Below are 12,019 nucleotides of genomic sequence, written 5' to 3'. Positions count from 1 at the left end.
CACCCATGGACCTTGGCCCGCAGACCCTGCCGATGGACGCGCTGCCCACGCTGCTGGCCGGGGCGGGCTTCGACCTGCTGGATGGCGTGCGCGTGCTGGACCTGACGGGCAGCGTCTCCGGCCCCTACGCCGCCATGCTGCTGGGCGACCTGGGCGCGGACGTGGCGAAGCTGGAGCGCCCGGACGCGCCGGATGACTGCCGCGCCTGGGGCCCGCCCTTCCTGCATGGCGAATCCCTGTGGTTCGCCGCGGTGAACCGCAACAAGCGCGCCATCGCGCTGGACACCGCGACCCCCGCGGGCGGGGAGACGCTGCGCCGCCTGATCGCCGCGGCCGACGTCATGCTGGTTTCCCAGCCGCCGCGGGTGCTGCGCAAGCTGGGGCTGGACGCCGCCGCCTGCCACGCGCTGAACCCCGCGCTGGTCCACGTCGCCATCACCGGCTTCGGCCAGCACGGCGAGCGCGCGGACCAGACCTGCTACGACCTGATCGCCGAGGGGCATTCGGGCGTGATGGACCTCACCGGCCTGCCGGACGGCCCGCCGCAGAAGGTGGGCGCCCCGGCGGCCGACCTGCTGGCCGGGCAGGACGCCGCCATGGCCGCCATCGCCGCGCTGTTCCGCCGGCAGCGCACCGGGCGGGGTGCCGCGCTCGACATCTCGCTGGTCGAGAGCATGACGCGCTTCCTGGCCTGCCGCATCGTGCCACACCTGGGCTCGGGGCAGGTGTTCCGCCGCTCGGGCGGCACGGACAGCGTCATCGCCGTCTACCAGGCCTTCGAGACGGCGGATGCGCCGATGACGCTGGGCCTGGGCAACGACGCCATCTGGGCGCGCTTCTGGGCCGCGCTGGGCCTGCCCGGCAACGCCCGCGAGCCGCGCCACGCCACCAACGCCCAGCGCCACGCCGACCGCCCCGCCATCGTGGCGGAGATCGCGGCCATCCTGCGCACCCGCCCGCGCGCGCATTGGCTGGAGGTGCTGGCCGCCGCCCGCGTGCCCGCCGGCCCGATCAACCGGGTGGACGAGGTGGCGATGGATCCGGCGCTGCACGCCCGCGGCCTGTTCTTCACGCTGGAGGCCGAGGGGCGGCGCGTGCCGCAGGTGGGGCTGGGCATCGGCCTGGACGGCGCGCCCTGCGTGCCGCGCCGCCCGCCGCCGCGCCTGGGCGAGCACACCGACGAGATCCTGCACGACTGGCTTGGAGAACGCGCGTGACCTTCACCACCATCACCTACGCCGAGGAAGGCCCGGTCGGCGTCATCACGCTGAACCGCCCCGAGGACGGCAACATGTTCACCGCCGCCACCTGCCACGAGCTGCGCGACTGCATCGAGGCGGCGCGGCGCGAGACCCGCACCCGCGTGCTGGTGCTGACCGGCGCGGGCGACCGCTTCTTCTGCATCGGCGGACGCAAGGAGGGGATGGAGAAGACCACCCTCTACGCCGGCACCCTGCCGACGCTGGAGATGTATGAGGCGATCGAGAAGTGCCAGAAGCCGGTGATCGCCAGCGTCAACGGCTTCGCGGTGGGCGGCGGCAACGTGCTGCAGATGGTGTGCGACGTCACCATCGCCAAGGAATCCGCCACCTTCCGCCAGGTGGGGCCGATGATGGGCTCCTTCGACGCCGGCTACGGCACCTGGTACCTGGAGGACCTGGTCGGCAAGAAGCGCGCCAAGGAGATCTGGTTCCACAACCCCAAGATCCCCGCGCGCGACGCCATGGCGATGGGCCTCATCAACAAGGTGGTGCCGGACGACCAGCTGCGCGCGGCGACGATGCAATGGGCGAACGAGATCGCCCAGCGCGGCGCCTTCGCGCTCGCCTCGGTGAAGGCGGCGTTCCACGCGCGCTCCGGCGGCGTGGCGGGGCTGTCGCGCATGGCGCATGACCTGCTGCTGCGCTCCTACCTGGAGAGCGAGGAAAGCCAGGAACTGCGCGAGGCCTTCGGCGCCAAGCGCGTGCCCGACGCGACGAAGTTCGGCCATTGATGCGCCACGCGCCCTTCCTCACCCTGCACCACCCGGCCTCGGCCCGCGCCTACGGCGCCGCCGGGCTGTGGCGCAGCGAGACGCTGTTCGACCGGCTGCGCGCCATGGCCATGGCGCATCCCGGCACGCTGGCCCTGCGCGACGGCACCCGCGCCCTGTCCTGGCGCGCCCTGCTGGACTGGGTGGAGGGCACGGCGGCGGCGATGGCGAAGCTGGGGCTGGCGCGCGGCGACCGCGTCTCGCTCTGGATGCCCAACATGGCGGAGGCGGTGGTGGCCTTCCTCGCGTGCTCGCGCCAGGGGCTGGCCTGCAACCCCTCGCTGCACCGCACCTACACGGGGGCGGAGGTCGCCGGCCTGCTGGGCGTGCTGGAGGCGAAGCTGCTGGTCACGGCGCCCGGCTGGGGGGCGGATGCGGTGGGCGACCCGGTGGCGCGCTTCGGCGGCGTGCCGGGGCTGCGCGCGGTCTGGACGCCGGCCACCTTTCCCCGCCCCGCCGAAGGCCCGCCGCTGGAGGAGGGCGACGCCGACGGGGTGGGCTACCTCGCCTTCACCTCCGGCACCACCGGCGCGCCGAAATGCGTGATGCACAGCGACAACACGCTGCTGGCCAATGCGCGCGACCTGGTGCGCGACTGGAACCACGGCCCGCACACGGTGCTGCTGACGCTCTCGCCGGTGTCGCACCACATCGCCTGGGTGGCGGTGGCGCAGTGGCTGGTGGCCGGCTGCACCCTGGTGCTGGACGACGCGCCGCAGGGCCGCACCCGGCTGGACTGGCTGCGCGAGACGGGGGCCACCTACGTGCTGGGCGTGCCGACCCACGCCATGGACATCCAGGCCGAGGCCCGCGCGCGCGGCCTGGACCTCGGCGCCACGCGCACCTTCTACATGGCCGGCAGCCCCATCCCGCCCGCGGTGGCGGAGGAGTTCGTGCGCCGCGGCGTGAAGCCGCAGAACGTCTACGGCATGACGGAGAACTCCTCCCACCAGTACACCCACCCGCACGACGCCACGGACGTCATCCTCGCCACCTGCGGCCGCGGCGGACGCGCCTACGAGGTCGCCATCTTCGACCCCGCCGACCGCGACCGCCCGCTGCCGCCCGGCGAGGTGGGCGAGATCGGCGGGCGCGGCGCGGCGCTGATGCTGGGCTACCTGGGCAACCAGGAGGCGACGGCGGCGAGCTTCAACCGCGGCGGCTGGTTCATGTCCGGCGACCTGGGCGTGCTGGACGCGCAAGGCAACCTCTCCATCGCCGGCCGCTCGAAGGACCTGGTGATCCGCGGCGGGCACAACATCCACCCGGCGAAGGTCGAGGCGCTGGCGCTGCGCCACCCCCAGGTGGCCCGCGCCGCCGCCTTCGCCGTGCCCGACGAGCGCCTGGGCGAGCGCGTCTGCCTCGCCATCATCGGCGAGGCCGAGCCCGCCGCGCTGCTGGCCCACCTGGCCGCCGAGGGGCTGAGCCGCTTCGACATGCCCGAGCGCTTCCTGCGGCTGGACGGCTTCCCGCTCACCGCCTCGGGCAAGGTGCTGAAGCGCGAGCTGGCGGCGATGGTGGCGCGCGGCGAGCTGGCGCCCGAACCCATCCGCGCCGAGCAGAAGGAGGGCGCGGCATGATGCCCCGCCTGGAACGCCGCGGCGCCGTGGCCCTGGTGACGCTGGACCGGCCGGAGGCGCTGAACGCCCTGTCCTTCGCCATCCTGCGCCGGCTGGGCGAGGTCTTCGACGAGGTGGCGGCCAGCGACGCCCGCGCCCTGGTCATCACCGGCGCCGGCGAGCGCGCCTTCTGCGCCGGCGCCGACCTCCCCGAGCTGCGCGGGCGCGCGCTCCTGGAGCAGAAGCGCGGCGCGGAACTGGGCCAGGCGGTGTTCGCCAGGCTGGACGCGCTGCCCATGCCCTCCGTCGCCGTCATCCACGGCTTCGCCTTCGGCGGCGGGCTGGAGCTCGCGCTGGCCTGCACCTTCCGCCTGGCCACGCCGGCGGCGCGCATGGGCCTGCCGGAGATCAAGCTCGGCCTCATCCCCGGCTATGGCGGCACGCAGCGCCTGCCGCGGGTGGTTGGGCAGGCGCGGGCGATGGAGATGATCCTCTCAGGCCGCACCCTGCGCGCCGAGGAGGCCGAGCGCTGGGGCCTGGTGAACCGCATCGTCGAGGGCGACCCGGCGGAGGCCGGCTGCGCCTTCGCCGCCGAGTTCACCGGCTACGGCCTGCCCGCGCTGGGCTTCGCCCGCGCCGCGGTGGCCCGCGCGCAGGACCTGCCGTTGCACGAGGGGCTGAAGGCGGAGGCCGAGCTGTCCACGCTCGCCTACCGCACGGAGGATGCGGAGGAGGGCATGGCCGCCTTCGCGGAGAAGCGGAAGCCGGAATTCCGCGACCGGTGAGGAGGAACAGAGCGATGTGGAAATGGGTGATGGCCGGGATGCTGGCCGGCGGCATGGCGGCGCAGGCGCAGCCATCGGACCGCGCGGTGCGCATCGGCGTGCTGGCGGACATGAGCGGCGTCTTCGCCGACATCCAGGGGCCGGGCGACGTGGTGGCGGCGCGCATGGCCATCGAGGACCATGGCGGCCGCGCCGCCGGCGCGCCGGTGGAGCTGGTGAGCGGCGACGGGCAGAACCGCACCGACATCGGCGTGGCGATGGCGCGGCGCTGGTTCGACAACGAGCGCGTGGACGCCATCTTCGGCCTCAACAACTCGGCCATCGCGCTGGGCATCCAGGCGCTGGGCGCCGAGCGCAACCGCATCACCATCGCCACCAGCGTCGGCACCACCGACCTCACGGGGCGCGCCTGCGCCGCCACCGGCGTGCACTGGGTCTACGACAACTTCGCCCTGGCGGCCGGCACGGCGAATGCCGTGGTGGATGCCGGCGGACGCGACTGGTTCTTCATCACCAGCGACTACGCCTTCGGCCATTCGCTGGAAGCCAACGCGGCCGCGGTGGTGCGGGAGCGCGGCGGGCGGGTGCTGGGCAGCGTGCGGGTGCCGCTGGGCTCCACCGACTTCGCCTCGGCGCTGGCGCAGGCCGCGGGCTCGCGCGCGCAGGTGCTGGGCATCGCCGCGGCGGGGGCTGATTTCCAGAACATCGTGAAGCAGGCCAGCGAGTTCGGGCTGCAGCGGCGCGGCCTTCGCCCGGCGGCGCTGCTGGCGCTCATCACCGACATCCGCTCCCTGGGCAGCGAGGCCGCGCAGGGCCTGGTCTTCACCGAGGCCTTCTACTGGGACCAGACCGATGACACCCGCGCCTTCGCCGCGCGCTTCCAGGCCCGGCACGGCCGCCCGCCCACCATGTTCCAGGCCGGCACCTACTCCGCCGTGCGCCACTACCTGAAAGCGGTGGACGCCGCCGGCACCGACGAGGCCGGCGCGGTGATGGAGCGCATGCGCGCCATCCCGGTGGAGGACTTCATGACCCGCGGCGGCACCATCCGCGAGGATGGCCGGATGATGCGCGACATGTACCTGATGCGCGCCCTGCCGCCCGCCCAGGTGCGCGGCGAATGGGGCCTGCTGGAGGTCGTCTCCACCATCCCCGCCGAGCGCGCCTTCCGCCCGCTGGCGCAGAGCGAGTGCCCGCGGGTGCGGCGCTGATGGCGGGCACCGTCCTCGTCACCGGCGCCTCGCGCGGGATCGGCGCCGCCATCGCGCGGGAGCTGGAGGCGCGGGGCTTCGCCGTGGTCGGGCTGTCGCGCTCCGGCGCCAGCGCGGCCGGGCGCGGCGTCAGCTGCGACGTGACGGATGAGGCGGCGCTGGCCGCCGCCATCCGCGCGGCGGGGCCGCTGGCGGGACTGGTGAACAATGCGGGCGCGCACACCGCGCGCCCCTCGGCGGAGCTGCCGACGGCGGAGTGGGAGGCGGTGCTGCGGCTGGACGCCACGGCGGCCTTCATCGCCTGCCGCGAGGCGCATGCGGGGCTGGTGGCGAATGGCGGCGGCACCATCGTCAACATCGGCTCCTTCTTCGGCGCGCTCGGCGTGCCGGGCAGCCTGGCCTACTGCGCGGCCAAGGCGGCGGTGGGCGCGATGACGCGCGTGCTGGCCAGCGAATGGGCGGCCGATGGCATCCGCGTGCTGAATGTCGCGCCCGGCTACATCGAGACCGACCTGAACCGGGAGTTCCTGGCCGACGCCAAGGTGCAGTCCTGGCTGAAGCGCCGCGTGCCCGCCGGGCGCGCCGGCACGCCGGAGGAGGTGGCGCGGCTGGTGGGGCTGCTGTTCGACCCCGGAATCGGCTTCCTCACCGGCGAGACGATCACCATGGATGGCGGGCAGGGGATGAACCACTGATGGGCGTGTTCGAGCGGCTGGCGGCGCGCCGGCCCTTTTCCGACGACGAGCGCATGGTGCTGGACCAGGTGCGCCGCCTCTGCGCCGGGGAGATCGCGCCCCGCGCCGCGGCGCTGGACGCCAGCGGCGACTTCCCCTGGGAGAACATGCGCGCCATCAACGCCCTGGGGCTGAACGGGCTCTTCGTGCCGGAGGAATTCGGCGGCGCGCCGATGTCCTATCGCCTCTACCTCGCGGTGGTGGAGGAGATCAGCGCCGCCTGCGCCTCCACCGGCATCGTCTACGCCACGACCTTCCACGGCATGAAGCCGCTGATCGACCTCGGCACGGCGGAGCAGAAGGCGCGGCTGCTGCCGCGCATCGCCGAGGGCGGCCTGGGCGCGCTGGCCATCACCGAGCCGACCGCGGGCTCCGACGCCACCGGCATGCGCACGAAGTTCACGCCCGATGGCGACGACATCGTGGTGGATGGCGGCAAGGTCTTCATCTCCAACGGCGACGTCGCCGACCTCACGCTGCTCTTCGGCAAGTGGGACGGCATCGAGGACCCGAAGGCCGCCATCTCCGTGCTGGTGATGGAGAAGGGCGCGCCGGGCTTCAGCGTGGTGCGGCTGGAGGACAAGATGGGCCACCGCGCCGCCTCCACCGCCGCCATCGCCTTCGATGGCATGCGGGTGCCGCGCGCGAACCTGCTGGGCCAGCCTGGCGAGGGCCTGAGGATCCTGCTCGCCTCGCTCAACAAGTCGCGCCCCTCGGTGGCGGCGCATGCGCTGGGCATCGCGCGCGCCGCCTTCACCGACATGGTGGCCTACATGAACGAGCGGAAGCAGTCCGGCCGGCGGGTGATCGACTTCCAGGGCAACCAGTTCACCCTGGCCGACCTGGCGACGGAGCTGGCGATGGCGGAGGCCTGGCTGGACCACGTGGCCGCCATGGTGGATGCGGGCGAGCGGGATTTCGGCGTGGAGGCCTCCATGCTGAAGCTGCGCGCCACCGACCTGGCGATGCGGATGACGACGGAGGCGGTGCAGATGTTCGGCGGCTACGGCTATTGCCGCGATCACCGCGTGGAGCGGCTGATGCGCGACGCCAAGATCACCCAGATCTGGGAGGGCACCAACCAGGTGCATCGCGGCCTGATCGGCCGCGCCTTCGCGGAGCGCGCGCGATGATCCGCCCCGGCGCGGGACGCGCCATCAAGACGGTGGGCGTGTGCGGTGCCGGCGGCACCATGGGCGCGGGCATCGCCATCGTCGCCGCCCGCGCGGGCTTCGACGTGGCGCGCCAGGACCTCAGCGCCGCGGCGCTGGAGCGCTCCCTGCGCGACACCGCGGGCTTCTTCGGCAAGTCCGTCGAGCGCGGCAAGATGAGCGCCGAGGCGCGCGACGCCACCATGGCCCGCATCACCGACACGGTGGCGCTGGACGGGCTCGCGGGCTGCGACCTGGTGATCGAGGCGGTGTTCGAGGAATTGTCGGTGAAGCAGGCGCTGCTGCGCGCGCTGCACCCGGTGCTGGCGGAACACGCCATCATCGCCTCCAACACCTCCACGCTGTCCATCACCGAGATCGCCTCGGGCTGCGGGCGGGAGGACCGGGTGGTGGGGATGCATTTCTGCCTGCCCGCGCAGCTGATGAAGCTGATCGAGATGTCGCCCGGCGTGAACACCTCGGACGCCGCCTTCCAGGCCGCCTGGGACTGGACGGTGGCGGCGGGCCAGCAGCCGGTGCGCACGCAGGACAAGCCGGGCTTCATCCTCAACGCACTGCTGGTGCCCTTCAACAACGACGCCATCCGGCTGGTGGAGGCCGGCGTGGCGGCGCCGGCGGATGTGGACCGCGCGGTGAAGGCCGGGCTGGGCTATAAGATGGGCCCGCTGGAGCTGATCGACCTGATCGGGCTGGACACGCAGGTGCGGCTGTCGGAGGCCTTCTACCCGGTCACGCTCGATCCGCGCGCCGCGGCGCCGCCCCTGCTGCGGCGCATGGTGGCGGCCGGGCGGCTGGGGCGGAAGTCCGGCCGCGGCTTCTTCGACTACGGCAAGCCGGGGATGTACGGCGCATGAGCACCTCCCGTTCCTTCCCGCCGGGCGACCCGGCGCTGGACCTGCTGCGCGCGCAGCCCGGCATCGCCGTGGTGTTGCCCGGCGCGGCGCTGCCCGACCCCGCCGGCTTCGCCGCCGTGCTGGTGGAACTCGGCCATGAATCCCTCGCCGAGCATGCGGGCGAGGAGGGCGGCATCGTTCTGGGCATCGCCCGCTGGCGTAACGGCGACGACGCGCCCTCGCCCCTGGTGGAGCTGGTGACGCAGAAGGGCAGCGCGCCCGCCGCGGTGGCAGCCGCCCGCGCGGCGCTGGAGGCGGCGGGGCTGCAGGTGGCGCTCTGCGACGACCAGCCGGGCCGCATCCTCGACCGGCTGCTGCGGCCCAAGTACAACGCCGCCCTGCGCTTCCTGGACGAAGGCCTGGCGACGCAGGCCGACATGGACCTGACCTGCAGGCTGGGCCTGGGCTACCCGGACGGCCCCGTCGAGCGCCTGCTGCGCGGCGGGCTGCACCACCACCACGCCGCCAGCGCGGCGCTGTTCGAGGCCTTCGGCACGCCGGGCTACGCGCCGGCGCGGCGCAGCGTCGTCGCCGCGAGGCGACGCCGGTGAAGGGCCCGCTCGATGGGCTGCTGGTGCTGGATTTCTCTACCCTGCTGCCCGGCCCGCTGGCCACGCTCATCCTCGCTGAGGCCGGCGCCGAGGTCATCAAGGTCGAGCGCCCGGGGCGCGGCGACGAGATGCGCTCCTACGCGCCGCGCTGGGGCGGGGACGGCGTCAACTTCGCCCTGCTCAACCGCGGCAAGCGCAGCCTGGCGCTGGACCTGAAGGACCCCGCCTCGCGCGCCGTGCTGGACCCGCTGCTGGCGCGCGCCGACGTGGTGATGGAGCAGTTCCGCCCTGGGGTGATGGAGCGCCTTGGCCTGGGCCACGCCGCCATCGCCGCGCGCAACCCGCGCGTCATCACCTGCTCCATCACCGGCTATGGGCAGACCGGCCCGAAGCGCGACGTGGCGGGGCATGACCTGAACTACCTGGGCGATGCCGGCATGCTCTCGCTCTCGCATGGCGAGGCGGCGCGGCCGGTGGTGCCGCCGGCCCTGGTGGCGGACATCGCGGGCGGCGCCTACCCGGCGGTCATCAACATCCTGCTGGCGCTGATCCGCCGCGGCATCACCGGGCAGGGCGCGCACCTGGACGTGGCGATGGCCGACAATGTCTGGCCCTTCCTCTACTGGGCCATGGGCAACGGGCTGGCCGCCGGGCAATGGCCGGGCAACGGCACGGACCTCGTGACCGGCGGCACGCCGCGCTACCGCCTCTACGCCGCGGGGGACGGGCGGCTGGTCGCCGCCGCGCCTATCGAGGACAAGTTCTGGGCGGCCTTCTGCGACGCCATCGGGCTGGAGCCGGAGTGGCGCGACGACGCGCGCGACCCCGCCGGCACCGCGGCGCGCGTCGCCGCCATCCTGGCCACCAGGCCCGCCGACGCCTGGCGCCCCGTCTTCGCGCGGGCCGATTGCTGCACCAGCATCGTCGCCACGGTGCAGGAGGCGCTGGCCGACCCGCATTTCGCCGCGCGCGGCCTGTTCGCGCGGGGCGTGGTGGCGCCCGATGGCGCCCGGCTCCCGGCCCTGCCCACCCCCATCGCCCCCGCCCTGCGCGCCGACGCCGCCGAGGCACCCTGGCCGGCCCTGCCGGCATGAGGGCGGCGCTGGTCCAGGCCTTCGGCGGCCCCGACGCCGCCGCCTTCACCACCGGGGCGCCCGAGCCGCAGCCGCGGGAGGGCGAGGCGCTGGTGGCGCTGGAAGCGGCGGAGGTGAACTTCCCCGACCTGCTGGCCATCTCCGGCCGCTACCAGCTCAAGGCGCCGCTGCCCTTCGTGCCGGGCGTGCTGGCGGTGGGGCGGGTGGTGTCCGGCGGTCCCTACGCGCCGGGCACCCGCGTCGCCGCCTCGGTGGACTGGGGCGCCTTCGCCGAGCGCGCCGCCGTGCCGGCCAACGGCCTCGCCCCGCTGGACGAGGACATCCCGGCCCCCGAGGCCGCCGCGCTGGGCCTGGCGGCGCAGACCGCCTGGTTCGCCCTGGCCGAGCGCGCACGCCTGCAGCCGGGCGAGAGCCTGCTGGTGCTGGGCGCCTCCGGCGCGGTGGGCCTCGCCGCCATCGGCATCGCCCGCGCGCTGGGCGCGGGCCGCGTGGTGGCGGCGGTGCGCGGCGAGGCCCATGCCGCGCTGGCCCAGGCCGCCGGCGCGCATCACGTCCTGCGCCTCGACGGGCTGGAGCTGCGCGACGGGCTGCGCGCCGCCCTGGCCGGGTGCGGCGGCCCGGTGGACGCCGTGCTGGACCCCGTGGGCGGCGAGGCGACGGAAGCCGCGCTGCGCTGCCTGGACTGGTGCGGCCGGCTGGTGGTGGTGGGCTTCGCCGCCGGCGGCATCCCCGCCATCAAGGCCAACTACCTGCTGCTGAAGAACATCGCCGTGCTGGGCCTGCAATGGACCGACTACCGCGCCCGCCAGCCCGACAAGGTGCGCGCGGCGTGGCGCGACATCGCCGGCTGGTGGCGCGCGGGCCTGCTGCGCCCGGTGATCGGCGCCACCCTGCCGCTGGAACGCGCCGCCGAGGCCCTGGCGATGGTCGCGCAGGGCGCCGGCGGGCGGCGGGTGGTGCTGGACCTCACCCGTCGGCCCTGATGCCGGCGGCGCGGATCAGGGCGCCCCAGCGCTCGATTTCCGCGGCGATGTAGCCGCCGAACTCGTCGGGCGAGGCGCTGGCCATCACCTCCAGCCCCGCCGCCTCCAGCCGCTGGCGCAGCGCGGCGTTGCGCGTGGCCTCCACCACCGCGCGGAACAGCCGCTCCGTCGCCGCCGGCGGCGTGCGGGCGGGGGCCACCACGCCGAACCAGTCATACAGCTCGATCTGCGGGAAGCCCTGCTCGGCCATGGTGGGCACCTCGGGCAGGGTGGCGGAGCGGCGGGCGGAGGTGACGGCGATGGCGCGCACCCGCCCCTCGCGCACATGGGGCACGCTGCCGCCGAAGCCGTTGAACATCACCGGCACGTTGCCGGCCATCAGGTCGGTCAGCGCCGGGCCGCCGCCGCGATAGGGCACGTGCACCAGGTTGGCGCCGCTCACCTGCTGCAGCAGCGCGCCGGCCAGGTGCGCGATGACGCCTACCCCGGGCGAGGCATAGGCCAGCCCGTCGCGGTTCGCGCGCGCCGCCGCCAGCAGGTCCGCCACGGTGCGGATGGGGCTGGAGGGCGCCACCAGCACCACCGTGCTCATCCGCGCCACCATGGAGAGCGGCTGGAAGTCGCGCACGGGGTCGAAGGGCAGGCTGGGCAGCAGCGCCGGGGTGGTGGCGTGGGTGGCGAGGACCTGGCCCAGCGTGTGGCCATCCGGCGCGGCGCGGGCCACCTGCTCGGTGCCCAGCACGCCGCCGGCGCCGCCGCGGTTCTCCACCACCACCGGCTGGCCCAGCGTCTCGGGCAGCGCCTGCTCCATGGCGCGGCCCACCAGGTCCGCCGTGCCGCCGGGCGGGAAGTTCACCACGTAGCGGATGGGGCGCGCGGGCGCCCAGCCCTGCGCCAGGGCCGGCGTGGCGAGCGGGAGCGCCAGCAGGGCGCGGCGCGGTGCGGTCATCATGGACGTGTCCCCGTTGCTGTCGTTGGGCCGCGGCGCTGCAACCGCCGTGCCAT

Annotated in this window: 12 protein-coding genes; 11 read left to right on the top strand and 1 reads right to left on the bottom strand. The window is 74.6% G+C overall.

The genetic code is table 11. The annotated features are described in order from the left end of the window. Positions 1 to 5: 5 nt before the first annotated feature. Genes ACI6QG_RS06245 through ACI6QG_RS06195 form a run of 11 tightly spaced genes read left to right on the top strand, consistent with a single transcriptional unit; the run spans position 6 to position 11,014 of the window. A complete protein-coding gene (locus ACI6QG_RS06245; RefSeq protein WP_407023713.1) occupies positions 6 to 1,217 on the top strand; it encodes a CaiB/BaiF CoA transferase family protein in 1,212 nt (403 codons plus the stop codon). Further along, a complete protein-coding gene (locus ACI6QG_RS06240; RefSeq protein WP_407023712.1) occupies positions 1,214 to 1,993 on the top strand; it encodes an enoyl-CoA hydratase-related protein in 780 nt (259 codons plus the stop codon). Before ACI6QG_RS06245 ends, ACI6QG_RS06240 begins: the two co-directional genes overlap by 4 nt. Continuing rightward, the gene (locus ACI6QG_RS06235) at positions 1,993 to 3,612 is read left to right on the top strand and encodes a class I adenylate-forming enzyme family protein (RefSeq protein ID WP_407023711.1); all 1,620 of its coding nucleotides are present in this window, start codon (positions 1,993 to 1,995) and stop codon (positions 3,610 to 3,612) included. Before ACI6QG_RS06240 ends, ACI6QG_RS06235 begins: the two co-directional genes overlap by 1 nt. Then, a complete protein-coding gene (locus ACI6QG_RS06230; protein ID WP_407023710.1) occupies positions 3,609 to 4,376 on the top strand; it encodes an enoyl-CoA hydratase/isomerase family protein in 768 nt (255 codons plus the stop codon). The genes ACI6QG_RS06235 and ACI6QG_RS06230 overlap by 4 nt, the downstream gene beginning before the upstream one ends. A gap of 14 nt (positions 4,377 to 4,390) precedes the next feature. Continuing rightward, positions 4,391 to 5,587 carry an ABC transporter substrate-binding protein gene (locus ACI6QG_RS06225; RefSeq protein ID WP_407023709.1) on the top strand — a complete coding sequence of 399 codons (1,197 nt, stop codon included), beginning with the start codon at positions 4,391 to 4,393 and terminating at the stop codon, positions 5,585 to 5,587. Continuing rightward, positions 5,587 to 6,282: an SDR family NAD(P)-dependent oxidoreductase gene (locus tag ACI6QG_RS06220; RefSeq protein ID WP_407023708.1), complete on the top strand. Its 696-nt coding sequence runs from the start codon at positions 5,587 to 5,589 to the stop codon at positions 6,280 to 6,282. Before ACI6QG_RS06225 ends, ACI6QG_RS06220 begins: the two co-directional genes overlap by 1 nt. Next, on the top strand, positions 6,282 to 7,454 hold the full coding sequence (locus ACI6QG_RS06215) for an acyl-CoA dehydrogenase family protein (RefSeq protein ID WP_407023707.1): 1,173 nt from the start codon (positions 6,282 to 6,284) through the stop codon (positions 7,452 to 7,454). Before ACI6QG_RS06220 ends, ACI6QG_RS06215 begins: the two co-directional genes overlap by 1 nt. Continuing rightward, entirely contained in the window at positions 7,451 to 8,347 is an 897-nt protein-coding gene (locus ACI6QG_RS06210) for a 3-hydroxyacyl-CoA dehydrogenase family protein (RefSeq protein ID WP_407023706.1), read from the top strand. The genes ACI6QG_RS06215 and ACI6QG_RS06210 overlap by 4 nt, the downstream gene beginning before the upstream one ends. Next, positions 8,344 to 8,937, top strand: coding sequence for a 3-hydroxyacyl-CoA dehydrogenase family protein (locus ACI6QG_RS06205; RefSeq protein ID WP_407023705.1), 594 nt, complete (start codon positions 8,344 to 8,346; stop codon positions 8,935 to 8,937). The genes ACI6QG_RS06210 and ACI6QG_RS06205 overlap by 4 nt, the downstream gene beginning before the upstream one ends. Next, positions 8,934 to 10,031, top strand: a complete 1,098-nt coding sequence (locus tag ACI6QG_RS06200; RefSeq protein WP_407023704.1) for a CaiB/BaiF CoA transferase family protein — start codon at positions 8,934 to 8,936, stop codon at positions 10,029 to 10,031. Before ACI6QG_RS06205 ends, ACI6QG_RS06200 begins: the two co-directional genes overlap by 4 nt. Next, entirely contained in the window at positions 10,028 to 11,014 is a 987-nt protein-coding gene (locus ACI6QG_RS06195; RefSeq protein ID WP_407023703.1) for an NADPH:quinone oxidoreductase family protein, read from the top strand. The genes ACI6QG_RS06200 and ACI6QG_RS06195 overlap by 4 nt, the downstream gene beginning before the upstream one ends. Here ACI6QG_RS06195 and ACI6QG_RS06190 read toward each other — a convergent pair. Continuing rightward, entirely contained in the window at positions 10,998 to 11,966 is a 969-nt protein-coding gene (locus ACI6QG_RS06190; protein ID WP_407023702.1) for a Bug family tripartite tricarboxylate transporter substrate binding protein, read from the bottom strand. The two genes, ACI6QG_RS06195 and ACI6QG_RS06190, sit on opposite strands and share 17 nt — an antisense overlap. Positions 11,967 to 12,019 lie beyond the last annotated feature (53 nt).

This window comes from Sabulicella flocculans (genome assembly GCF_045449635.1).
Taxonomy (GTDB): Bacteria; Pseudomonadota; Alphaproteobacteria; order Acetobacterales; family Acetobacteraceae; genus Roseococcus.
Note: the sequence above shows the minus strand (reverse complement) of the source record. Positions and strands in the feature narration are given on the sequence as shown.

Coding starts and splice junctions, on each gene's coding strand:
- ACI6QG_RS06245 (WP_407023713.1), top strand. CDS start 6: ATGGACCTTGGCCCGCAGACCCTGCCGATGGACGCGCTGCCCACGCTG.
- ACI6QG_RS06235 (WP_407023711.1), top strand. CDS start 1,993: ATGCGCCACGCGCCCTTCCTCACCCTGCACCACCCGGCCTCGGCCCGC.
- ACI6QG_RS06230 (WP_407023710.1), top strand. CDS start 3,609: ATGATGCCCCGCCTGGAACGCCGCGGCGCCGTGGCCCTGGTGACGCTG.
- ACI6QG_RS06225 (WP_407023709.1), top strand. CDS start 4,391: ATGTGGAAATGGGTGATGGCCGGGATGCTGGCCGGCGGCATGGCGGCG.
- ACI6QG_RS06220 (WP_407023708.1), top strand. CDS start 5,587: ATGGCGGGCACCGTCCTCGTCACCGGCGCCTCGCGCGGGATCGGCGCC.
- ACI6QG_RS06215 (WP_407023707.1), top strand. CDS start 6,282: ATGGGCGTGTTCGAGCGGCTGGCGGCGCGCCGGCCCTTTTCCGACGAC.
- ACI6QG_RS06210 (WP_407023706.1), top strand. CDS start 7,451: ATGATCCGCCCCGGCGCGGGACGCGCCATCAAGACGGTGGGCGTGTGC.
- ACI6QG_RS06205 (WP_407023705.1), top strand. CDS start 8,344: ATGAGCACCTCCCGTTCCTTCCCGCCGGGCGACCCGGCGCTGGACCTG.
- ACI6QG_RS06195 (WP_407023703.1), top strand. CDS start 10,028: ATGAGGGCGGCGCTGGTCCAGGCCTTCGGCGGCCCCGACGCCGCCGCC.
- ACI6QG_RS06190 (WP_407023702.1), bottom strand. CDS start 11,966: ATGATGACCGCACCGCGCCGCGCCCTGCTGGCGCTCCCGCTCGCCACG.